Here is a 21,170-nt window from a genome sequence, read left to right as displayed (position 1 = left end):
TCCGATCTAATTTACGCTTAAATCGAGCGCTGGAGGGATGCTTTTTTGAATTGACAGACTTAATCCATTTGTCCGTGTAATATTGTAATCTAGATATTTCTTTTTGATTATCATGTGCTTCAGCAATTAAAAACCAATAGGGTCAGGTCTTGTCTTTTGCTTTTTAAAAACCAATAGGGTCAGGTCTTGTCTTTTGCTTTTTGGTGGCAGTTTTTCTATCAGGTTTAGCTATTTGTCATACCTGAAGTTATTAGTCATTTGTTAATGTTTGATTTTCCAAAACACATTATTGTCCAATTATGAGTTTTCGTGTCAGCAGTTTGTTTGTGATCACCAAGTGATTAACTCAGATTTCTCCTTTGTGTGCCAGAGCAAGTTTTAGGGCGCTTCTTTTGTCATGAGTTGACCAATTTCCTAATAACAGAATATGCGCTTAGTTTGTTGGTCTAGATTTCAAGCTCAATGGCTGATCGCGAACAATAACGTGAGTCTTAACATTGGTCACTTTTTTCCAATTTGTGCTCGTGCTAGCATCTGAGCTTAACTACTACTTAGGGTACAAACATGTCATCAGACCATTACGGAACCAGTGCTAATTACGCACGTAAAGAATCTGGTTATAGAGAGAAAGCACTAAAACTATATCCTTGGGTATGCGGAAGGTGTGCTAGAGAGTTTGTATATTCAAATCTGCGCGAATTAACCGTTCACCACAAAGATCATGACCACACAAATAACCCCGAAGATGGTAGCAACTGGGAATTGTTATGTCTCTATTGCCACGATAATGAGCATAGTAAATACCTAGAACATGAACGCTATGGTAGTGAAATCAAGCCTGGTGAAGACGAACACCAAGGGGCGACATACAATCCATTTGCTGATTTAGCAAAGATGATCAAGAAGTGATTGTAAAGTAATCAGCTCAGGCGATTTGAGGTTTGTGCTCTAAAAATCTCGTTGCTATTGAAGGCCTCATTGAGGCCTTTTTGTAAGCCGTTATGCTATCGTTTTGTCAGCCCTTTGCTGTTCAAGTAGGGCAGAATATGAGGGCGAGATTCTCCAGCGAGCTTACTTGTGACTTCTTGTGACCATGTACTTTGCTTTTGATTGCTAGAGCGGTTTGCGTAGTAGTCTTGCATGGCTTGATCGTAGGCTTGAATAGCCTCAAGGTTGAGCGCTTGATACTGGTTTTCATGCACAATAACATTGGCTGGAAGTCGCGGTTTCACCTCTGGGTTTTGGTCTGGGTGGCCTAGGCACATGCCAAACAGAATCGCGGTGTGATTAGGTAATCCGAGTAGTTCATCCACCTGCGCGGCATTGTTTCTTAGACCGCCAATATAGACGCCACCTAACCCCATCGATTCTGCTGCTAACAAGCAGTTTTGAGCCATGATGCCAGAATCCACCGCACCGATAAGTGTCAACTCTGTGAAATCCACTTGCACATCAGGTTTAATGGTCGCGTGGCGTTGATAATCGATACAAAATACCAAGAACTCTGCCGCACTTTCCACATACGCTTGATTACCAGCGTACTGTGCCAATTGTTTACGCTTTTCGTTGTCCGTTACCCGGATAATCGACACAACCTGCAACATACTAGAAGAAGAAGCCGCCAAGCCAGCCTGAATGATGGTTTGTAACTGTTCATACTCAATCGGCTCAGGACTGAACTTACGAATGGAGCAATGGCCGAGAATGGTTTCTATTGTACTGTTCATGATGGAACAACATCCTTTTTTGAATTTGAAAGGGTGACGAATTCACCATAACGGTATTTAGCGATAGGGTAAATCTAAAAGCCGCATAAATCTAACTATTTGGCCGCGAGCTATAGATAGAAAGCTGCTTAATAAGTAGGCGTAGGGGAGTAATAAAGATTGAGACTAAATTGGTGGTAATTCAGTCTGTAAAAGTACGATCGCAATACTTGAGATTATCCGCAACAAAATCGTTAACTCAGAAACTCCCAACACTGAGCTAGCTTTTGTAGTTAGCTCAGTGTTGGACAAAAATTGAGTGTAAGCACTGGCGATTTTTTGATGGTTAGCCAATAAAGCTGATTGACTATCAGCTTTGGTCTTTATCCATGAGTGTTGGCTCTACTTTCAGACTAGAACTCCATAAGTACTGCTCAGTGTCATTGGCATCACGATCATAAATTTTAACCGCCCAATACTGTCCTGCTTCTGCTAACAGAGCCCAAGTTACTGTCCAGCCATCATTGTCAAACGTAATATCTAAATACCCATCTTGAGTAATGAGCCACGATATAGCTTCGTCTCCCTTGCTACCTACAAACATCCCACTGCCATCTTGATTGAATGTGTAGACCCTTGTTTTGCCTTTCTTGTTTGTTCGGGTAACTGTCTTACCTTCAATCATGTCTTCAGTGAAAATCTCGAAGCCACCACAATCCATTATCGACTGTTTATATGCATCCCAGCTACTTGACTTATCATCAGCATCATCGCCGACTCTACAAACGTTTTTAACCAGTGCAGATTCTTCGGTGGTCATTGATGTAGACTGGCACCCAGCCAGTACCAATGCACCAACTAACGTTAATCCAATATAATGTTTCATACTTATTATCCTCATCGTTGTCGTTTGCACCATAAATTACGATAGTATCAATTATTTTTTATGCAAACTTTTGCATTGGAGTTTTGTTAGATTAATCCGGTGACACACTGATTTTCGGCCTAACTTGGCCTATCCAAGTGACAATTGAAGAGGCGTTATTTTCGATGTAATGAGGATCATGTAGCACTCCATAAAAACCATGAATGAAATTCGTCGACAAATTGGATGGAGTACGTGTTGTTAAATGTGACCGCTTGTGGCGCATCAGCAGGCTATATACACCAACATTTCAACGATTGTGACCAACGATTGTTTGATTGGAGGAAATGGTTATACCGACATCTATCTGCATTGTTCGGTTGCAAAATGGTGAATCTGAAATACAATACACTGTATATAAACACAGTGTATCACTATATGAAAGTCATCCCTATTTTTGCCCATGCTGGTATAACTGGCTTCGAAAGCCCTGCTGAGGAATATACTCAGCTAGCATTAGATCTAGACCAGATACTGATTGAACACCCTTGCGCTACCTTTCTTGGCTATGCGTGCGGTGATTCGATGCAAGGTGTCGGTATTTTTGATAAAGATTTACTCATCGTCGACCGCTCGTTAAATGTACAAGATCACGACATCATAGTGGCGAACCTCAATGGAGAGTTTATTTGTAAACAGATCGATGTAAAACACCGTTTACTCCTCTCTGCCAATGAGCGATATCAACCTGTACCCATTGATGAATTTGACCAGTTCTCCCTTGAAGGGATCGTCACTCGCTCTATTCGTTGCCATCGAGTCAGTCAATTATTGAGAACAAGCTAATGTTTGCTCTGGTTGATGCTAACTCGTTTTACTGCAGCGCTGAGCAAGTTTTCCGTCCCGATTGGCGTGGAAAACCCATCATCGTCTTGTCCAATAATGACGGTTGTGTGGTGGCCGCCAACAGACAAGCCCAAGAGGCTGGCGTTGAGAAGTTCAAACCCTATTTTCAAGTTAAGGCACTTTGTGAACAGCAAGGGGTTATTGCTCTCTCATCTAACTATGAGCTGTACGCTGACTTATCAGCAAAAATGATGCAGGTGATTGGCCGATTTGCACCAGAGCAACACATATACAGTATCGATGAGTCTTTTCTCTCGCTTGAACGCAGCTATCCAGCCATTCGTTGTTTCAAAGAACACGGAATAAAATTAAGGCGAGCCGTGTGGCGTGAGTGTCGTTTACCCGTATGTGTTGGGTTTGGGGAGACATTGACACTGGCCAAAGTGGCTAATCATGCTGCGAAAAAGATACAGGGCTACAATGGTGTGTGTGTGTTAGATAGTGAACGAGAGCGTAAGGCTGTTTTAGAACAACTGCATGTCGCAGACGTATGGGGCATTGGCCGAAAACTGACTCATCGCTTGGTCATGATGGGCATTGATACCGCACTCAAGCTTGCCAATTATCCACCTGCTCTGATCAGAAGAGAGTTTAACGTAGAAGTTGAGCGTACGGTACGCGAACTTAATGGGCAAAAGTGTAAAGGTTGGGATACGGTCAGGGCGGATAAAAAACAGATTTTCTCTACTCGCAGTGCGGGGCAGAGAATTATCGAACTTGAGTCGTTACAACAGGCGTTGTGCAAACACGCCAATATTGCTTCCCTTAAGGCGCGTAAGCAAAAGTCACTTTGTCGGGTTATGCTCTGTTTCGCGAATAGCTCGCCATTTGACACGACTCCCGTTGCGCGTAGAGCCGTTCATCGCTTTGCTTATCCTACTGCCGATGTTACTCACATAACTCAAGTGGCTTCTCGGCTGGCAGAGCAGTTATTTCAGCAGGATGTGAGGTTTTATAAGATTGGCGTTGGGCTGATTGACTTAGTTGATGGGCAGTATGAACAGCCTGATTTATTCAACCTCACCCCGAATAACCCTAAACTAATCAATGTATATGACATGCTAAATAATAGGTTTGGGAGTGATGCTATCTTCCTAGCGGCGCAAGGTATATCTCAAAAATGGGCAATGCGGCGTGAAATGTCGTCGCCTCAGTACACAACCCGCTGGCAAGAGCTACCAAACATAAAGTGTTGATGGTGTGGATAAATTCTTGGCCAGATGTCGGTTTCTAATGATAGGTAAGTGGTTAGCCATAGAGTTTAACTCTGTTTATCGATGTACCTGCCCATTACTGGTGGGTGACGACAACAATCATGGCACTCATTGCATCTAATGACGTAATATAGCCAGCTTCTCCATTAATACTTCTCGTTTGAATGGCTTAGGAATATAGTCATCCATCCCACTCTTGTAGCAATTTTGAATATCATCATCGAGCACTGCAGCAGTGAGAGCAATAATGGGGGTTCGTTTGAGATCTTGCTGTTGCTCGAACGCCCTAATTGCTTTGGTTGCTTCAAACCCATCTAACACTGGCATTACACAATCCATCAGTATAAGGCCAATATTCTCATGGTCCTGCTCGAATATCTCGACGGCCTCTTGGCCATTGTTAGCGATGACGAAATCAATCGACTGTTTTTGAAGGTTAAGAGTTACAACTTGCTGGTTCACTCTGTTATCGTCAACCACTAATACCTTGAAGGCACTTTGGCTCTTCGTGGTAGATCTTGGCTGCGAAGCCTCGACATTACGCAAGTCACGAAGTGTCTTCAAAAGTCGTTGACCAAATAGAGGGCTCGTGAGGAAAGCAGAAACCTCGAGATCGTTTGTATCAACGAGATGCCTGTTATCACAAATAAAAACCAAGTCCTGTTGAGAAAATTTACGTTTCAGTGCTTGGTACTGAGTATGATCGTCAAATAATACCACCGTATCTTCAGGGATAACGGTCGTTTCAATTTTGCCATTCGCCAGCGTCATGGTTTCGATGCTGTAACGAGTCAGGTCAGACTCCAGCAGGGGGTTCGGGCTGTCTGAGAAGTAACAAGTTGCGACGTGTATGTCATTGCTCATTTGATGGCTATCTTTCTCAAATTCAAGTTCAAACCTGAATTCGCTGCCGAGTCCCTTTACCGATATCAGCTCAACTTTACCCCCCATCATGGCTACCATCTTTGAACAGATAGAGAGGCCTAAACCGGTACCACCGTAGTCTTTTGATGTGGTCACGTGCTCTTGTTTGAACTCTTCAAACACTTGCTGCTGCTTCGTTTCATCGATGCCAATGCCAGTATCTTTAACTGAAAAGCTGATAGTCACTGTACTGTCGGTCTGGCTAGTCAGTTGAAGCGAAAAGGTGATACATCCTATCTCCGTAAATTTGATTGCATTTGAAGCCAGATTCATCAGCGTTTGGCGAAGTTTTTGCTCATCCGCCTTGATATAGTCAGGTAGTTTTGGGTCAAGATCTATGTGTATATCTAACGACTTCTGCTGAGCTTTTGGAGCGATAAGGGCTGCGGTGTCGAAAATAGTTTCTTTGATCGCGGTGGTATGAAGGCAAATCTCTATATGACCGGACTCTATTTTTGATAGGTCCAAGATGTCATTAATCAGCATCAACAAGGTTTGCGAAGAGGCGTTGATTGTTGCTAGGTAATCTTTTTGTATTGCACTTAACCGTGAGTCTCTGAGAATCTCAGTCATGCCTATAATGCCATTAAGTGGTGTGCGGATCTCATGAGACATATTTGTCAAAAAGGCACTTTTAGCTTGATTGGCTTTTTGCTCATGCTCACGGGCATCAATCAGCTGTTGTTCCAGCATTGAGGTTTGGCGAGTGACATAAAACAATATCAGCAGAATGGATGCGACGAGCAGAATCAATGCGAGGAAACGATAATTTTCATACATCGCGACTTGGTTGTTAACGTGGATAGGCAAAACATTGAAAAGCGTATTTAAAGTCTCCTCCAACTGATGAATGGTCGTCCTTAGCTCTCCTAGCTGACCTTGGTTGTGTGAATAGCCAAACTGTTCATAAGCGCCACGCAGGGCATAAAAGGCGAGCCGAAACTCTTGGAAATGACGAGATAGCTCAACGTTTGCACCATCATTGATAATCTGCAACTGCATCTGCTCTAAACTACGTTCAATTTTCGCTAATACACTTGGGTTAAAATCAGAGAAAAACTGATACATCAGATCTTGTGCAGAAAGCACCATAACGTTGAGTTGTTTTGACTCTTCGTCAATGAGAATTCGCTCAAAAGCCAATGTTTTGTTCTTGAGGTTGTCGATCAAACCTTTGTTATCAGTGGTTCCGTATATAAGTAGTACCACATCCGCTAACTGGTAAAAACGTTGGACATAGCTATCTAGATAATTCAACGCTTGCTGACCGTCATAATCCGACTCGATACCAGAACTCGCGATGTTGGCATTTATGCGCTCAAACTGACTTAAAATATGCTGATAGGCTTGTTCCATCTCCTCAAGGTATTCTTTATCAACCCTCGCAATAAAATCTTTCTCGTGGCGGCGCATCATTAACATCGAGTTGGATGCCGCTAAAATATCGTTTTGGAATTCGACAAGTTTATTCTTCGTTTGAACCAAAGCTCGATCGGTATAGAAGAATATGACGAGTAGCGAAACAATCGTCAAAGCGCCGATGATCAACGTTTTTCGAATTGTTTTTGTTTGAGTTGATTGCGTATTCACCTTGATTTCATTCCCTGCGGTGTCATTCACCCTGCCTTATTCAGTGTAAACTAAAAATGAAATGGTATGGCATTGTTGATTTATAAATCAGGTTTTTAGCGAAGGCTTCTCCTCGCTAATATTCCGTTAGTAAGGTGGCGAGATGTTTGGCGATTGAGCAATAATGTCGGGCAGTCGTTGTAGAGAATTTGAACTGACGTTGGTCTTAAGATGAACCATTGGTCTTGATTAGGGAGAAAAAAATAGACAAACCGGAGTTTGTCTATTCTTATTACGTTGCCCCAATATTTGGGCACAAAGTGATAATTACTCTTCGTAGTTATCGATACTTGGGCACGAACAGATCAGGTTGCGGTCGCCGTAGACGTTATCGACGCGGTTAACCGTTGGCCAGTACTTCCAAGATTTAGTTGCAACCGATGGGAAGCAGCCAGTCTCGCGAGAATATGGGCGATCCCATTCCTCTTTTGCAAGATCAACTTGAGTGTGCGGTGCTTTGACTAACGGATTGTTGTCCAGTGGCCATTCACCCTCTTTGACTTTGCGCATCTCATCACGAATCGCGATCATCGCCTCACAGAAGCGGTCTAGCTCTTCAAGATCTTCTGACTCTGTCGGTTCAACCATTAGAGTACCCGCAACTGGGAACGACATGGTTGGCGCGTGGAAACCGTAATCCATCAAGCGCTTAGCGATATCTTCCTCACTGATCCCGGTCTCTTCTTTTAGCGGACGAATATCAATAATACATTCGTGCGCGACGCGGCCGTTTTTACCACGGTAAAGAACCGGATAGTGCGGACGCAGACGCTCCATCACGTAGTTGGCGTTAAGAATCGCCACTTTGGTTGCGTCTGTCAGGCCAGCTTCACCCATCATGGCAATATAAGCCCACGAGATAGGTAAAATTGATGCACTGCCAAGGTCGGCTGCAGCAACGGCAAACGCTTCGCCTTCAACACCGTTCTCGATGTGTCCTGGTAGGAATGGCGCTAGGTGAGATTTAACACCGATAGGTCCCATGCCAGGGCCGCCGCCGCCGTGCGGGATACAGAAAGTCTTGTGCAAGTTAAGGTGCGATACGTCAGAGCCAATAAAGCCAGGCGATGTCAAACCAACCTGAGCGTTCATGTTGGCACCGTCAAGGTAAACTTGGCCGCCAGCGGCGTGAACCATTTCACACACTTCTTTGACTTGCTCTTCATATACACCGTGTGTCGAAGGGTAAGTGATCATGATGCTAGAAAGGTTTTCAGCGTGCTTTTCAATTTTCGCTGCCAGATCGTTGATGTCGATGTTGCCTTCGTCATCACATTTCACCACGACGACTTTCATTGACACCATAGACGCCGTTGCAGGGTTAGTACCGTGCGCTGAGCTTGGGATCAAACAGACGTTACGATGACCTTCACCACGGCTTTCATGATAGCGTTGAATGGCGATAAGACCTGCGTACTCGCCTGATGCGCCCGAGTTTGGTTGCAATGAGAATGCATCGTAGCCTGTGATTTCACACAGCTTCTCTTTAAGATCTTTGGCAAGTGCTGCGTAACCTGCGGCTTGATCTGCTGGAGCAAACGGGTGAATAGAGCCAAATTCTGGCCAAGTCACAGGGATCATTTCAGCAGCAGCGTTAAGCTTCATGGTACAGCTGCCTAGTGGGATCATACCGTGTGTCAGTGAGAAATCTTTATTCTCAAGCTGCTTAAGGTAACGCATCATTTGCGTTTCGCTGTGGTGCGTATTGAACACAGGGTGCGTCAGGTATTTCGACGTGCGGCGTAGTGACTCTGGAATCGCGGCAAATTCGTTGGCAGCGATTTCTGAAGAGAGTGCAGAGACGTCTTGCTTCACGCCAAAGACGGCAAATAGTGCCTTGATGTCGTCAGTCGTGGTTGTTTCGTCAAAACTTACCCCTAATTTGCCATCAAGCTTGCGAAGGTTAAGGTCCGCCGCTTGTGCTTTGGCGTATAGCGCTTCAGTTTGGTCAGCCGAGTTTATCGTGATGGTATCAAAGAAGCTGTTGTGCGCCAGCTCAAAGCCTGACTTAGTCAGACCTGCTGCTAGGATCGCCGTCATATGATGGGTACGACGAGCAATCGTACGTAGGCCTTCTGCGCCGTGGTAGACCGCGTAGAATGAAGCCATATTGGCCAGTAGCGCCTGCGCAGTACAGATATTCGACGTCGCTTTTTCGCGGCGGATGTGCTGCTCACGGGTTTGCATCGCCATACGGAGTGCTTGGTTGCCATGCGAGTCAATCGAAACACCAATCACACGACCAGGCATAGTACGTTTATGCTTATCACGCGTTGCCATAAAGGCGGCGTGTGGGCCACCGTAGCCCATCGGTACACCAAAGCGTTGTGCTGAGCCAATCACCACATCGGCGCCCATTTCACCGGCTGGCTTAAGCAGTGCTGAGGCCAGTAAATCTGTTGCAACAGTAACCAGTGTTTTGTTGGCTTGCGCTTGGGCAATGAGGTCGGTTAGATCACGAACTTCACCCGTTGTACCTGGGTATTGGACTAAAGCACCAAAGGCATCTTGCTCTGGTAGCGAGTCTAGTGAGCCAACGACAACGTCAAAGCCAATGTATTTTGCGCGAGTTTTGACCACTTCGATGGTTTGTGCGTGCACATCATCAGCAACGAAGAACACCTTGCTCTTGCTCTTACCTGCACGTTTACAGAGTGTCATCGCTTCGGCAGCGGCCGTTGCTTCATCAAGCAGTGATGCATTGGCAATATCCATTGCCGTTAAGTCCATCACCATTTGTTGGAAATTAAGCAGTGACTCTAAGCGGCCTTGTGAAATTTCCGGTTGGTAAGGCGTGTACGCGGTGTACCAACCTGGATTTTCTAGTACATTGCGCAAAATGACATTGGGTGTGAAGGTGTTGTAATAACCTTGACCAATGAAAGTGCGCTTAACTTGATTTTGGTTGGCGAACTGTTTCATCGCAACCAACATGTCCGCTTCGCTCTTTGCTTCGGCAAGCGTCATGGGTTGCTCAAGGCGAATTTGCGCCGGAACCGTTTCGTCAATTAGGGCATCGAGGCTTGTCGCCTGGATGGCGGCCAACATTTTCTGTTGATCAGATTGGTTTGGTCCGTTGTGGCGAGCAACAAACTCATTTTGTGTGCTGAGGCTTTGAAGTAATTCAGTCATTGTCCTTTACCTACTCCGTGTTCGGCTTATGGCTATCGTTACTGATATCTCTGGTTATACGTCCGAACTTAGAAAAAAAGCTGCCACCCAAAGTGGGGGGCAGCTTTCCGATTGTTCCTAATTACTCGTCTTCGATTGAGCTTAGGTACTCTTCTGCGTCTTTTAGATTGTCGAGTTCAGATGGGTCAGCCATCTTCACTTTAACAATCCAGCCGCCTTCATAAGGTTCTTCGTTAATAAGCTCTGGGCTATCTTCTAGTTCTTCGTTGATCTCTACAATTTCACCAGTAATAGGTGCGTAGATATCTGAAGCGGCTTTAACAGACTCAACCAGTGAGAAGCTATCACCGGCTTCTATCTCGCTTTCAACTTCTGGAAGGTCAACGAAAACGACGTCACCAAGCATCTCTTGTGCATGTTCTGAAATACCGATCGTTACCGTACCGTCACCGTTGTCACGTACCCACTCGTGGCTATCTGCAAACTTCAGTGTGTTGTCCATTGCTTATTCTCCAAAAATAACTTTGATTAAATTGTTTATTGGTAAAGAGGGAAGCGAGCACACAATAGTTTCACTTCTTTGCGAACGCGTTGCTCGACAGCTTCGTTGCCTTCAGGGTTTTCAACTAACCCATCCAGAACGTCGCCAATCCAATTACCGATAAGTTTGAATTCTTCAGCGCCAAAGCCGCGGCTTGTTCCCGCAGGCGACCCTAAACGGATGCCTGATGTAATCATAGGTTTCTCTGAATCGAACGGGATGCCGTTTTTGTTACATGTGATCCCTGCACGCTCTAATGCTTCTTCGGTCTGATTACCTTTCAAGCCCTTAGGGCGAAGGTCAACCAACATTAGGTGCGTATCTGTTCCGCCAGTCACAATGTCACAACCGCGAGTTTGCAATACTTCAGCGAGAACTTTTGCGTTGTTGATCACTGAATCAATATAAGTTGAAAATTCAGGGCCAAGCGCTTCGCCAAAGGCAACGGCTTTAGCTGCGATAACGTGCATTAGTGGGCCACCTTGCAGACCAGGGAACACAGCGGAATTAATTTTCTTGATGATGTCTTCGTGGTTAGTCAGGATCATGCCGCCACGAGGGCCACGCAACGTTTTGTGTGTTGTCGTAGTAACAACGTGAGCGTGTGGCAGTGGGCTTGGGTGCGCACCGGTGGCAATCAAACCTGCGATGTGCGCCATATCGACCATTAAGATGGCATCGACTTCGTCGGCAATGGCGCGAAACTTAGCAAAATCAATAATACGAGGGATCGCACTGCCGCCTGCAATGATCATTTTCGGCTTGTGTTCTAAAGCCAGAGCGCGCACGTCATCGTAGTTGATTTCTAGTGTTTCGCGATCAACACCATATTGAATGGCATTAAACCATTTACCCGATAGGGCAGGGCGTGCACCGTGAGTTAAATGGCCACCTGCATCAAGCGACATTCCCAAGATGGTATCGCCCGGTTGTAGTAGTGCCAGTTTCACCGCACCATTGGCTTGCGCGCCAGAATGAGATTGAACATTTGCGTATTCACACTTAAATAATCGCTTAGCGCGCTCAATGGCGATCGCTTCAACCGTATCAACGTGTTCACAACCTCCGTAATAACGACGGCCAGGGTAACCTTCTGCATACTTGTTGGTCAGGCAAGTGCCTTGGGCTTGCATTACCGCTTTAGAGACAATGTTCTCTGAAGCGATAAGCTCGATTTGTTCGTTCTGACGAGTGAACTCGGCCTGAATTCCGGCGAAAACAGCGTCGTCTGTAGCAGCAAGGTTAGTAGAGAAAAAATTCTCTAGACTGTGATTTTGAAACGGTTTGTTCATGGTAGATGACCTTCCATTCGTGCCGGCGAGCTTATTATGTGCTTTAGTGATTCTCGCTGGCTCTGCGTTTATTACTGTTCTTATCTACGTAAGAGCAGGGTGAATTTCTGTACCCCAAAATGGTGGGGAAAGCCGATTCCAAGCGTTAAAATACCCAACGTTTGGCGTCGGAAATCGCATCTCTACAACTAACAAGTTGGTAACATAGCGGTTGTCGTAACAACAATCAATAAAAAATTTCCTATTGGAAACAAGGTTTCTATTTTTGTTAGCGAGAGCACGGTTTATTTGTTGTTCGTATCTTTCCTCTACTATGCGCTTGGTGCACAATGAAAATCACACAGGATGTAGCTACATATTTAAGAGGGAAGCATGCCCGAAGATATCTATGACGAGTACCCGTCATTGACTCTGGCAAAAGAGTCTATTGATGAAAATATCGAGCCACTGAAACTAGGGCCACGTATAAAAGAAATTCGTGGCAAGTTAGGGATCACCCTTGAAGAGGCCAGTCAGCGTACCGGACTCGCTCGCTCAACGTTAAGCAAAATCGAAAACGAACAAATTTCCCCAACGTTTCAAGCAATGCAGAAACTTGCGATGGGCCTGCAGATAGATATGCCTCAACTCTTTGAACCACCAAGAAAAAAAGTGGCGACAGGGCGCAGGGATATTACTAAGTCAGACCAAGGAAAGCCGCATCCGACGCCAACGTATGAACATGAACTGTTGGCGACACAGCTTTCAAATAAAAAAATGATGCCGTTCAAAAGCCAAGTGCATGCCCGCAATTTTGAAGAGTACAGTGATTGGGTTCGTCATGACGGTGAAGAGTTTTTGTTGATCCTGTCTGGCTCGGTTATGTTCTACTCAGAGTTCTATGAACCGGTTGAAATGAACCAAGGTGACAGCGTTTATTATGACGCGAATATGGGTCATATGTTGGTTTCAACCAGTGAGAAAGATGCCCATATTCTGTGGGTGACGGCTAAATAATCATCGGATTCGTTGATTTCCGATAGTGGAAGCAACCGTTTGCTTTTGTAACTTAAATCAGTAAAATAGCGCCGTCTTGGTTGAATTGAAGCCAAGGCGGCGCTTATTTTTGTCTGTGACGAATGTGAATATGATGTTAAACATCACATTTTGAATGCTTCTCAACGCGTTGATCGTGCAAATTATCTCCACTCGTGTTTATTATTGGAAACAAGGTTTCCTTGCATGGAAAACGAACCTGATTAAACGGAGACAACAATGACTCAAGAACTACTTAAAACCCCTTTGCATGCATTGCACATTGAAGCCGGTGCGAAGATGGTTCCTTTCGCAGGCTACGATATGCCTGTTCAATATAAGTTGGGTGTCAAGAAAGAGCACTTGCATACTCGTGATGCCGCTGGCCTATTTGATGTGTCACATATGGGGCAGTTACGTCTACACGGTGCCGGCGCGGCCGCGTTTCTTGAGTCTCTCGTTCCTGTCGACATTATCGATCTGCCAAATGGAAATCAGCGTTATGCCTTCTTTACCAATGAACAAGGCGGCATTATGGATGACCTTATGGTGGCCAACTTAGGTGACCATCTGTTTGTGGTTGTGAACGCCGCTTGTAAAGATCAAGATATCCAGCACCTAGAAGCACACCTTCCAGCAGGTGTTGAACTTGAGATCATTGATGATCGCGCCCTGCTTGCTCTGCAAGGACCGAAAGCGGTGGACGTGCTCAAGCGTTTTAATGCTGATGTCGCAGACATGGTGTTTATGGATGTTAAAAAGCTCGAGCTACTGGGTGTGGAGTGTATTATCAGCCGCAGCGGTTACACGGGTGAAGATGGTTATGAAATTTCAGTGCCGAACACACACGCTGAACAGCTAGCGCAACAACTCACGGCAGAACAAGAAGTCGAGTGGATTGGTTTGGGGGCGCGCGATTCATTGCGTCTGGAATGTGGCTTGTGCCTGTATGGTCATGACTTAGACACAACCACCACGCCTGTCGAGGCGAGCCTACTATGGGGTATTCAAAAAGTACGCCGCATTGGTGGTGAGCGCGAAGGTGGCTTCCCTGGCGCTGATATCATTCTTAACCAAATTGAAACTAAGGATGTATCACGTAAGCGCGTTGGCCTAGTTGGTCAAACCAAAGCACCAGTCCGTGAAGGTGCAGAGCTGTTTGACGCACAAGATAACAAAATCGGCGTTGTCACCAGTGGTACTGCAGGTCCAAATGCGGGCAAACCCGTGTCCATGGCATATGTTCGCGCCGATTTAGCCGCCATTGGTACCGAGCTTTTTGCTGATGTACGTGGTAAAAAGCTACCGATGACGGTTGAGAAAATGCCATTTGTGCCACAGCGCTATTATCGTGGCTAGTCAGCAGCGGTGAAACGGTATATAAATAGTAAACCTCTCTAATTTGAGAGGTTTTTTTGTAAAAGAATAAATTATCAATGGTTAGTTTATCACGACAGTAATTTGAACTATCTATTATTGCGCCACGTAAACTAAACTTAAAATAGAACTTGTCATTAGGATGTTGGTATGAGTAGGTTAGTATCTCTGATGTTGTTATGCTTATTATCATTTGGCGCGAATGCCGTTGATATCAAGCCCTACATCGTTAATGGCTCGACGGCAAACATCTCTAATTTTCCCTCCTTTGCCAGTCTTTTTTATCGCAATGGTAATAGCTATAGCACCTCAGCCTACTGCGGTGCGACTATGATTAACTCGCAATATGTATTGACGGCCGCGCACTGCATTTATAATGACAACAACCTCATGCTCTATACGGTGGTAGCGCCCCAACTCGAAGACGAAAGCAACTTCCTTTCCAATCAGCAAGCCAAAGCGCAGGCTTTTTACTACCCAGACAATTATGTTAATTCTGAGCTAGAGCGGTGGCCAAACGATATCGCCATCATCAAACTAGAAACGCCTCTGGTCATTTCGAATTACTCTTACCTCATTAACACCACGGTGAATAATTCTTTCGCGACCAACGATGATTATAAAGCCGTTGGCCATGGCTACACTGAGGAAGGCGTAGAGGGTGGCACACAACTGCTGCAAACCTCTCTTACTTACGTTGACACTGCCACTTGTCAAAGTGTGTTTGGCAGTCAGATTTCATCAAGCCAACTCTGTTTTGACGGAGCACTAGGTAGCACCTACAAAAATGCGACCTGCAGTGGAGATTCGGGGGGCCCTGTCTATTGGTATAGCGGGGGGCAATACATCCAAATCGGTATCACCAGTTTTGGCCCCGCCACCTGTGGAGACAGCAGTATAAATGTCACCTCGGTGTTTACCGATGTGTATGATTACCAAAGTTGGATATCGCGTGTTGTCAACGGCTTAGAAACGCCTAAAGCTTATGTAGAGGTGCGTGATGGTACACGCGTACTGATCAATAATGATACTGGTGGCGCTCAATCGTCGGTTGCTCAATCTGGTGGCGGTGGTGGCTCTCTACCTACGTCGACGCTGGTGGTGCTAGTGCTTATTGCGTACCAGCGTTTTCGCTATCGTTTGCACGTTAGTATGTAATTCATCACTCTTCTTACAAATGAGAATGTCAGCTTAAATTCATGAAATTTATCTATGTTTTCGCTAATTTGCTACGAAAAGCGCTAATCAACCTGTTGACTATTCCTCACTAAACGATAGGTTTAACCCGAAGTTTCTTTTCGCAGGGTTAACGTTATGGCTAGCAATGACATCTACAAAGTCACACTCATTTCTGATGTGAGTATGCAATCTAAATTATTAAAAGATTCATTGGAAAAAGGGCTTAATTTACATGTAAGTATCGTGACAGCAGATTCGCTGCAAAATAGCGTATCAGGAGACTCAGTGTTAGGCGACTTAGTGCTTATCGATTATCACTATCTTGATGAGAGCAAGTTTGAGAGTTACAACTTCGCCAAAGGGCAAAGCCAATCTTCGGTTAAGGAGATCGTGTTTAATTGCCCAGCTGACGCACCATCAAGTGAGTTGTTTAAGTGGCGCAATTTGGTTGGGGTGTTTTATCTCGATGATGAATTGCCTCTGCTGCTTAAGGGCATGGAAAAAGTCATGCAAGACGAGATGTGGCTGTCACGCAAGGTTGCCCAAGATTATATCGAACATTTCCGCTGCGCAAATACAGTGACGACGTCGAAAGCCTATGCCAACCTCACTAAGCGCGAGAAGGAAATTATGCGTTTGTTAGGCCATGGTGCGTCTAACATTGAAATTGCTGATGAATTGTTTGTCAGTGAAAACACCGTCAAAACCCACCTCCACAATATCTTCAAGAAAATTAACGCGAAAAATCGTTTGCAAGCCTTGCTGTGGGCGAACAACAATATTTCACTTGAAGAGCGCGCCTAACCGTCGCGATAGCTCACATCGCTAACAAGGTCTGGTATTTTGCCAGATCTTGTTATTCACTCAGCGATCAGAAAATGCAGTGTTTGGCGTAGCTGGTTGCTTCGTTACTGCTCCAGTCGCCTTTAGGTTTGTCTTCCAAACTATTGCACCACGGCTCACTACCAACCGCATCTAACAAAACACAATGTTTAGCATAATCCATTGCTCCCTGAGCACTCCATTCACTCTTGGTGGTATCTGCCATTTTATCGCACCAAGCTTGTGTACCGATCTCATCTTGACATGCGCTGAGTAGCACAAGTGCGCTAAGTGACCATAGCGTTTTCATCATTGTCGTATTCCTAAAGTGGTTTGGTTCAACTATACCAATATTTGATAAAAAGTCTGTTTGGCGGGGGTAAAAATGGCTATTTTACTTGCTGATGAATTTGTCACTTGGTGATAGGGATCACTGAGTAAAAGAGAGTTTATCAGTGTAAAAAGATCCATTTCACATTCTTGTTATTGACCGCTCGCATATTTGGAGTCAGCCATTATTATTTCATCGAAACGTTTCGATGAGTTGTTTCCTACGAATAAAAAGTACTTTTTGAAGCGCTCATGGTTAAACAAACGTCTATTTTTTAAGGTCGATGAGATGAAAAAACACACCCTACTAAATTCAGAGCTGTCCTATTTGGTGGCCACTCTGGGTCACACCGATGAAATCACGATCTGTGATGCAGGTTTACCGATCCCTGAACAGGTTCAGCGCATTGACTTAGCATTAACTCACGGGGTGCCTTCATTTCTTGAAACGGTAAGAGTGATTCTGTCTGAGTCACAGATAGAGGGAGTGATCATCGCACAAGAGTTTAAAACGGTCAGCCCGACTCATCACGATGCGCTGATTCGAGAACTTGCGCTAGAGAGTGAGTCAATCGGTAAAGAGATCGCGATTCATTACGTTTCTCACGACGAATTTAAACATCGCAGTGCGCAAAGCCGAGCCATTGTCCGCACCGGTGAATGCACGCCGTATGCGAACGTTATATTTCAAGCTGGCGTTGTTTTCTAAACGAAGCAACAGGAAGGAAGCATTATGACTCAAGCCATATTACAACTAAGTGAGATTGAGAAAGCTTTTCCCGGTGTTAAGGCGCTAGATAAAGCGAGCCTGAATGTTTACCCAGGCCGTGTCATGGCGCTGATGGGCGAAAATGGTGCAGGTAAGTCGACCTTAATGAAAGTGTTGACGGGCATTTATACTCTAGATGCAGGCTCGATCCACTACCTAAGTGAACCTGCGGCGTTTAAAGGTCCGCGTGACTCGCAGCAAGCGGGCATCAGTATTATCCATCAGGAACTGAACCTAATTCCCGAGTTGACCATCGCCGAGAACATTTTCTTAGGCCGTGAATTCACCAATGCATTTGGTGGGATTCAGTGGCAAAAAATGCACGCAGAAGCCGATAAGTTGCTCGCTAGGCTGAACGTGAAACACAGTTCAAAAACCCTGTTAGGTGACTTGAGCTTGGGCGAACAGCAGATGGTCGAAATTGCCAAAGCGCTGTCGTTCAAGTCAAAAGTGATCATCATGGATGAGCCTACGGACGCACTGACAGACACTGAAACAGAGTCTTTGTTTAACGTTATTCACGAGTTGCGCGCGCAGGGGTGTGGCATTGTTTACATCTCGCACCGATTAAAAGAAATATTCCAAATTTGCGATGACATCACTGTGCTGCGCGATGGCAAGTTCATTGGTCAATGCCTTGTCAGTGACACTGATGAAGATGGCCTGATTGAGATGATGGTGGGGCGTAAACTTGATGAGCAGTACCCACGCATTGATGTGCGCCATGGCGATACGTGTCTTGAAGTGGTTGGCCTGACTGGGTCGGGTGTTCATGATGTGAGTTTCACTCTCAAACGTGGTGAGATCTTGGGTGTGTCAGGCTTGATGGGCGCAGGACGTACTGAACTGATGAAAGTGATTTACGGCGCACTGCCAAGTGAGCGAGGTGTGATTAACCTCGACAATAAAACCATTAACCCTATCTCTCCTCAAGATGGATTAGCCAACGGCATCGCCTATATTTCGGAAGACCGCAAAGGTGAAGGTCTGGTGCTTGGCTTGTCGGTTAAAGACAACATGTCGCTATGCGCTTTAGACAAGCTGACCAAGGGTGGCCGAATTCAGCATGATCAAGAAGCGATCGCGGTCGAAGACTTCATTAAGCTGTTTAATATCAAAACGCCAACTCGTGAGCAGATCATCGGTAACTTGTCGGGGGGTAACCAACAAAAAGTTGCGATCGCGAAAGGTTTGATGACCAAACCCAAAGTGTTGATTTTAGATGAGCCAACGCGCGGTGTTGATGTTGGAGCGAAGAAAGAAATCTATCAATTGATCAATAAATTTAAAGCCGATGGCATGAGCATTATTCTGGTTTCATCGGAAATGCCTGAAGTGCTAGGTATGAGTGACCGCATCATGGTGATGCATGAAGGTCGAATCAGTGGTGTATTTGACGCCAAAGACGCGGATCAAGAAACACTTCTTGCTTGTGCCGTAGGAAAAAAAATTAACGAGGAAGCAGCATGAGTATCGATACCATGAGCAAATCAAGCCCAACCCACAACAAAAAGCTGCTTAGTAAAGAGTGGCTAATTGAGCAAAAGTCGTTGATTGCGTTACTTTTGTTAATTGCTGTTGTCTCATTTTTGAACCCCAATTTTTTTACGCTCGATAATATCCTCAACATTTTGCGTCAGACATCGGTCAACGCGATCATTGCGGTGGGGATGACATTGGTCATTTTAACCGCTGGTATTGATTTAAGTGTCGGCTCGGTGCTGGCATTGTGTGGCGCTTTTGCCGCGAGTTTGATCGGGCTTGAAGTACCAGTGTTGATAGCGGTGCCGACCGCGCTGATTGCCGGTGCTGCTCTTGGTGCCATCAGCGGTATCATAATTGCCAAAGGCAAAGTGCAAGCTTTCATTGCTACGTTAGTGACCATGACCCTGCTACGCGGTGTGACTATGGTCTACACTGATGGTCGACCTATTTCAACAGGCTTTACTGACACGGCTGACGCGTTCGCCTGGTTCGGTACTGGTTATGCGTTAGGTATTCCCGTTCCTGTCTGGATGATGGTGATTGTGTTTGCTGCGGTTTGGTATTTACTCAATCACACCCGTTTTGGCCGTTACGTCTATGCGTTAGGCGGTAACGAATCGGCAACGCGTCTATCGGGCATCAATGTGGATCGTGTCAAAATTGGTGTCTACGCAATCTGTGGTTTATTAGCGGCACTTGCGGGCATCATTGTGACTTCACGTCTGTCTTCAGCGCAACCAACGGCTGGTATGGGCTATGAGCTTGATGCTATCGCTGCGGTGGTACTTGGCGGTACCAGTTTGATGGGGGGTAAGGGTCGCATTATGGGAACCTTGATCGGTGCATTGATTATTGGTTTCCTCAACAATGCCCTGAACCTACTCGATGTTTCCTCCTACTTCCAAATGATCGCAAAAGCAGTGGTTATCTTACTGGCGGTATTGGTAGACAACAAAAACAAGTAAAACATAACAAAACTAAAACGGGTCAAGTGAGGTTGCTTGACCCACCCTACACAAGACACAAGGACTGAGAAAATGAAAAAACTCGCAACTCTTATCTCTGCGGCACTACTTTCTTCAACCGTTTCTGTTTCGGCGCAAGCGCAAGATACGATGGCTATCGTACTGTCAACGCTAAACAACCCATTTTTTGTCACGATGAAAGATGGTGCAGAGGCGAAAGCGAAAGAACTTGGTTATGAGCTTATTGTACTTGATTCACAAAATGATCCGAGCAAAGAACTTTCGAACATCGAAGATCTGACAGTTCGTGGTGTGAAAGCCATTTTGATTAACCCAACAGATTCTGACGCTGTGTCTAATGCGATTCGTATGGCAAACCGCTCAAACATCCCTGTACTGACTTTAGACCGTGGTGCCAGCCGTGGTGAAGTTGTCAGTCATATCGCATCTGACAACGTGGTTGGTGGCGAAATGGCGGGTAACTACATTGTTGAAAAAGTCGGCATGAAAGCGAAAGTCATTCAACTGGAAGGTATCGCAGGAACCTCAGCGGCACGTGAGCGTGGTGAAGGTTTCATGAACGCGGTTAAAGGCAGCGAGATGGATGTGCTAGCCAGCCAACCTGCTGATTTTGACCGTACCAAAGGTCTTAACGTGATGGAAAACCTACTGGCGGCCAACCCAGATGTCCAAGCAGTCTTCGCACAAAACGATGAGATGGCATTGGGCGCACTGCGCGCAGTACAAGCGTCGGGCAAAGATGTGATGATTGTTGGCTTTGATGGTACCGACGACGGTATTGCAGCCGTTAAACGTGGCAAATTATCAGCGACCATTGCTCAGCAACCAGACCTGATTGGTGCGCTAGGCATTGAAACGGCTGACCAAGTGCTTAAAGGCATGGCAGTAGAAGAGTACATCCCAGTACCTCTTAAAGTGATTACTGAGTAAGCCATAATTTGTCCTCCTTGCCGTTTTAATTTGTGATTTCGGTAAGGAGGGCCAATAGCCATGTGTTTT

Annotated in this window: 18 protein-coding genes; 11 read left to right on the top strand and 7 right to left on the bottom strand. The window is 45.4% G+C overall.

Annotated features, from left to right (window positions below):
• The first annotated feature begins 564 nt into the window (after positions 1–564).
• Positions 565–909, top strand: coding sequence for a YajD family HNH nuclease (locus ViNHUV68_RS15000; RefSeq protein ID WP_038173231.1), 345 nt, complete (start codon positions 565–567; stop codon positions 907–909).
• Between the two features lie 95 nt (positions 910–1,004).
• On the opposite strand, the gene nfsA is transcribed toward ViNHUV68_RS15000, so the two are convergent.
• Both nfsA and ViNHUV68_RS14990 read right to left on the bottom strand, forming a co-directional pair.
• The gene (gene nfsA / locus ViNHUV68_RS14995; RefSeq protein WP_391091283.1) at positions 1,005–1,727 is read right to left on the bottom strand and encodes an oxygen-insensitive NADPH nitroreductase; all 723 of its coding nucleotides are present in this window, start codon (positions 1,725–1,727) and stop codon (positions 1,005–1,007) included.
• A gap of 349 nt (positions 1,728–2,076) precedes the next feature.
• Positions 2,077–2,592: a hypothetical protein gene (locus tag ViNHUV68_RS14990; RefSeq protein WP_038173229.1), complete on the bottom strand. Its 516-nt coding sequence runs from the start codon at positions 2,590–2,592 to the stop codon at positions 2,077–2,079.
• Between the two features lie 417 nt (positions 2,593–3,009).
• On the opposite strand from ViNHUV68_RS14990, the gene ViNHUV68_RS14985 reads away from it, so the two are divergent.
• The gene (locus tag ViNHUV68_RS14985; RefSeq protein WP_391091281.1) at positions 3,010–3,417 is read left to right on the top strand and encodes a translesion error-prone DNA polymerase V autoproteolytic subunit; all 408 of its coding nucleotides are present in this window, start codon (positions 3,010–3,012) and stop codon (positions 3,415–3,417) included.
• Complete coding sequence (locus ViNHUV68_RS14980) at positions 3,417–4,673, top strand: Y-family DNA polymerase (RefSeq protein WP_038173227.1); 1,257 nt, start codon at positions 3,417–3,419, stop codon at positions 4,671–4,673. The genes ViNHUV68_RS14985 and ViNHUV68_RS14980 overlap by 1 nt, the downstream gene beginning before the upstream one ends.
• A 135-nt stretch (positions 4,674–4,808) precedes the next feature.
• Here the strand turns inward: ViNHUV68_RS14980 and ViNHUV68_RS14975 are convergent, their stop codons facing one another.
• From ViNHUV68_RS14975 to ViNHUV68_RS14960, 4 genes are all read right to left on the bottom strand, one after another.
• Entirely contained in the window at positions 4,809–7,205 is a 2,397-nt protein-coding gene (locus tag ViNHUV68_RS14975) for an ATP-binding protein (protein WP_391091279.1), read from the bottom strand.
• Positions 7,206–7,511: 306 nt separating this feature from the next.
• A complete protein-coding gene (gene gcvP / locus ViNHUV68_RS14970; protein WP_038173226.1) occupies positions 7,512–10,376 on the bottom strand; it encodes an aminomethyl-transferring glycine dehydrogenase in 2,865 nt (954 codons plus the stop codon).
• Positions 10,377–10,497: 121 nt separating this feature from the next.
• Complete coding sequence (gene gcvH, locus ViNHUV68_RS14965) at positions 10,498–10,878, bottom strand: glycine cleavage system protein GcvH (RefSeq protein ID WP_038173225.1); 381 nt, start codon at positions 10,876–10,878, stop codon at positions 10,498–10,500.
• A gap of 35 nt (positions 10,879–10,913) precedes the next feature.
• The gene (locus tag ViNHUV68_RS14960) at positions 10,914–12,209 is read right to left on the bottom strand and encodes a serine hydroxymethyltransferase (RefSeq protein ID WP_038173223.1); all 1,296 of its coding nucleotides are present in this window, start codon (positions 12,207–12,209) and stop codon (positions 10,914–10,916) included.
• A gap of 372 nt (positions 12,210–12,581) precedes the next feature.
• Between ViNHUV68_RS14960 and ViNHUV68_RS14955 the strand changes: the two genes are divergently transcribed.
• From ViNHUV68_RS14955 to ViNHUV68_RS14940, 4 genes are all read left to right on the top strand, one after another.
• Positions 12,582–13,205, top strand: coding sequence for a helix-turn-helix domain-containing protein (locus ViNHUV68_RS14955; protein WP_100751789.1), 624 nt, complete (start codon positions 12,582–12,584; stop codon positions 13,203–13,205).
• A gap of 258 nt (positions 13,206–13,463) precedes the next feature.
• Positions 13,464–14,582, top strand: coding sequence for a glycine cleavage system aminomethyltransferase GcvT (gcvT, locus tag ViNHUV68_RS14950; protein WP_391091276.1), 1,119 nt, complete (start codon positions 13,464–13,466; stop codon positions 14,580–14,582).
• A gap of 168 nt (positions 14,583–14,750) precedes the next feature.
• The gene (locus tag ViNHUV68_RS14945) at positions 14,751–15,758 is read left to right on the top strand and encodes a trypsin-like serine protease (protein WP_391091275.1); all 1,008 of its coding nucleotides are present in this window, start codon (positions 14,751–14,753) and stop codon (positions 15,756–15,758) included.
• A 156-nt stretch (positions 15,759–15,914) separates the two neighbouring features.
• On the top strand, positions 15,915–16,583 hold the full coding sequence (locus ViNHUV68_RS14940) for a LuxR C-terminal-related transcriptional regulator (RefSeq protein ID WP_391091272.1): 669 nt from the start codon (positions 15,915–15,917) through the stop codon (positions 16,581–16,583).
• Between the two features lie 67 nt (positions 16,584–16,650).
• Here ViNHUV68_RS14940 and ViNHUV68_RS14935 read toward each other — a convergent pair whose 3' ends face one another.
• Positions 16,651–16,914, bottom strand: a complete 264-nt coding sequence (locus tag ViNHUV68_RS14935) for a DUF3012 domain-containing protein (RefSeq protein WP_038173218.1) — start codon at positions 16,912–16,914, stop codon at positions 16,651–16,653.
• A gap of 306 nt (positions 16,915–17,220) precedes the next feature.
• On the opposite strand from ViNHUV68_RS14935, the gene rbsD reads away from it, so the two are divergent.
• From rbsD to rbsB, 4 genes are all read left to right on the top strand, one after another.
• Positions 17,221–17,640 (top strand): D-ribose pyranase, encoded by a 420-nt coding sequence (gene rbsD / locus ViNHUV68_RS14930; protein ID WP_038173564.1) that lies wholly within the window; start codon positions 17,221–17,223, stop codon positions 17,638–17,640.
• A 24-nt stretch (positions 17,641–17,664) separates the two neighbouring features.
• Positions 17,665–19,170, top strand: coding sequence for a ribose ABC transporter ATP-binding protein RbsA (rbsA, locus tag ViNHUV68_RS14925; RefSeq protein ID WP_391091269.1), 1,506 nt, complete (start codon positions 17,665–17,667; stop codon positions 19,168–19,170).
• Positions 19,167–20,150: a ribose ABC transporter permease gene (gene rbsC, locus ViNHUV68_RS14920; RefSeq protein ID WP_038173216.1), complete on the top strand. Its 984-nt coding sequence runs from the start codon at positions 19,167–19,169 to the stop codon at positions 20,148–20,150. Before rbsA ends, rbsC begins: the two co-directional genes overlap by 4 nt.
• 72 nt (positions 20,151–20,222) lie before the next feature.
• Positions 20,223–21,101 carry a ribose ABC transporter substrate-binding protein RbsB gene (rbsB, locus tag ViNHUV68_RS14915; RefSeq protein WP_038173214.1) on the top strand — a complete coding sequence of 293 codons (879 nt, stop codon included), beginning with the start codon at positions 20,223–20,225 and terminating at the stop codon, positions 21,099–21,101.
• The last annotated feature ends 69 nt before the right edge of the window (positions 21,102–21,170 follow it).

It is taken from the genome of Vibrio sp. NH-UV-68 (assembly GCF_042940635.1).
Classification (GTDB): Bacteria; Pseudomonadota; Gammaproteobacteria; order Enterobacterales; family Vibrionaceae; genus Vibrio; species Vibrio pacinii.
This window is presented reverse-complemented; position numbering and strand designations above follow the sequence as displayed.

What these genes read in the sequence shown, in the direction of transcription:
- ViNHUV68_RS14990 (WP_038173229.1), bottom strand. Translation starts at nt 2,592, where the DNA reads ATGAAACATTATATTGGATTAACGTTAGTTGGTGCATTGGTACTGGCT.
- ViNHUV68_RS14935 (WP_038173218.1), bottom strand. Translation starts at nt 16,914, where the DNA reads ATGATGAAAACGCTATGGTCACTTAGCGCACTTGTGCTACTCAGCGCA.
- ViNHUV68_RS14945 (WP_391091275.1), top strand. Translation starts at nt 14,751, where the DNA reads ATGAGTAGGTTAGTATCTCTGATGTTGTTATGCTTATTATCATTTGGC.
- gcvP (WP_038173226.1), bottom strand. Translation starts at nt 10,376, where the DNA reads ATGACTGAATTACTTCAAAGCCTCAGCACACAAAATGAGTTTGTTGCT.
- gcvT (WP_391091276.1), top strand. Translation starts at nt 13,464, where the DNA reads ATGACTCAAGAACTACTTAAAACCCCTTTGCATGCATTGCACATTGAA.
- ViNHUV68_RS15000 (WP_038173231.1), top strand. Translation starts at nt 565, where the DNA reads ATGTCATCAGACCATTACGGAACCAGTGCTAATTACGCACGTAAAGAA.
- ViNHUV68_RS14940 (WP_391091272.1), top strand. Translation starts at nt 15,915, where the DNA reads ATGGCTAGCAATGACATCTACAAAGTCACACTCATTTCTGATGTGAGT.
- ViNHUV68_RS14955 (WP_100751789.1), top strand. Translation starts at nt 12,582, where the DNA reads ATGCCCGAAGATATCTATGACGAGTACCCGTCATTGACTCTGGCAAAA.
- ViNHUV68_RS14980 (WP_038173227.1), top strand. Translation starts at nt 3,417, where the DNA reads ATGTTTGCTCTGGTTGATGCTAACTCGTTTTACTGCAGCGCTGAGCAA.
- rbsD (WP_038173564.1), top strand. Translation starts at nt 17,221, where the DNA reads ATGAAAAAACACACCCTACTAAATTCAGAGCTGTCCTATTTGGTGGCC.
- gcvH (WP_038173225.1), bottom strand. Translation starts at nt 10,878, where the DNA reads ATGGACAACACACTGAAGTTTGCAGATAGCCACGAGTGGGTACGTGAC.
- ViNHUV68_RS14985 (WP_391091281.1), top strand. Translation starts at nt 3,010, where the DNA reads ATGAAAGTCATCCCTATTTTTGCCCATGCTGGTATAACTGGCTTCGAA.
- ViNHUV68_RS14960 (WP_038173223.1), bottom strand. Translation starts at nt 12,209, where the DNA reads ATGAACAAACCGTTTCAAAATCACAGTCTAGAGAATTTTTTCTCTACT.
- nfsA (WP_391091283.1), bottom strand. Translation starts at nt 1,727, where the DNA reads ATGAACAGTACAATAGAAACCATTCTCGGCCATTGCTCCATTCGTAAG.
- rbsB (WP_038173214.1), top strand. Translation starts at nt 20,223, where the DNA reads ATGAAAAAACTCGCAACTCTTATCTCTGCGGCACTACTTTCTTCAACC.
- rbsA (WP_391091269.1), top strand. Translation starts at nt 17,665, where the DNA reads ATGACTCAAGCCATATTACAACTAAGTGAGATTGAGAAAGCTTTTCCC.
- rbsC (WP_038173216.1), top strand. Translation starts at nt 19,167, where the DNA reads ATGAGTATCGATACCATGAGCAAATCAAGCCCAACCCACAACAAAAAG.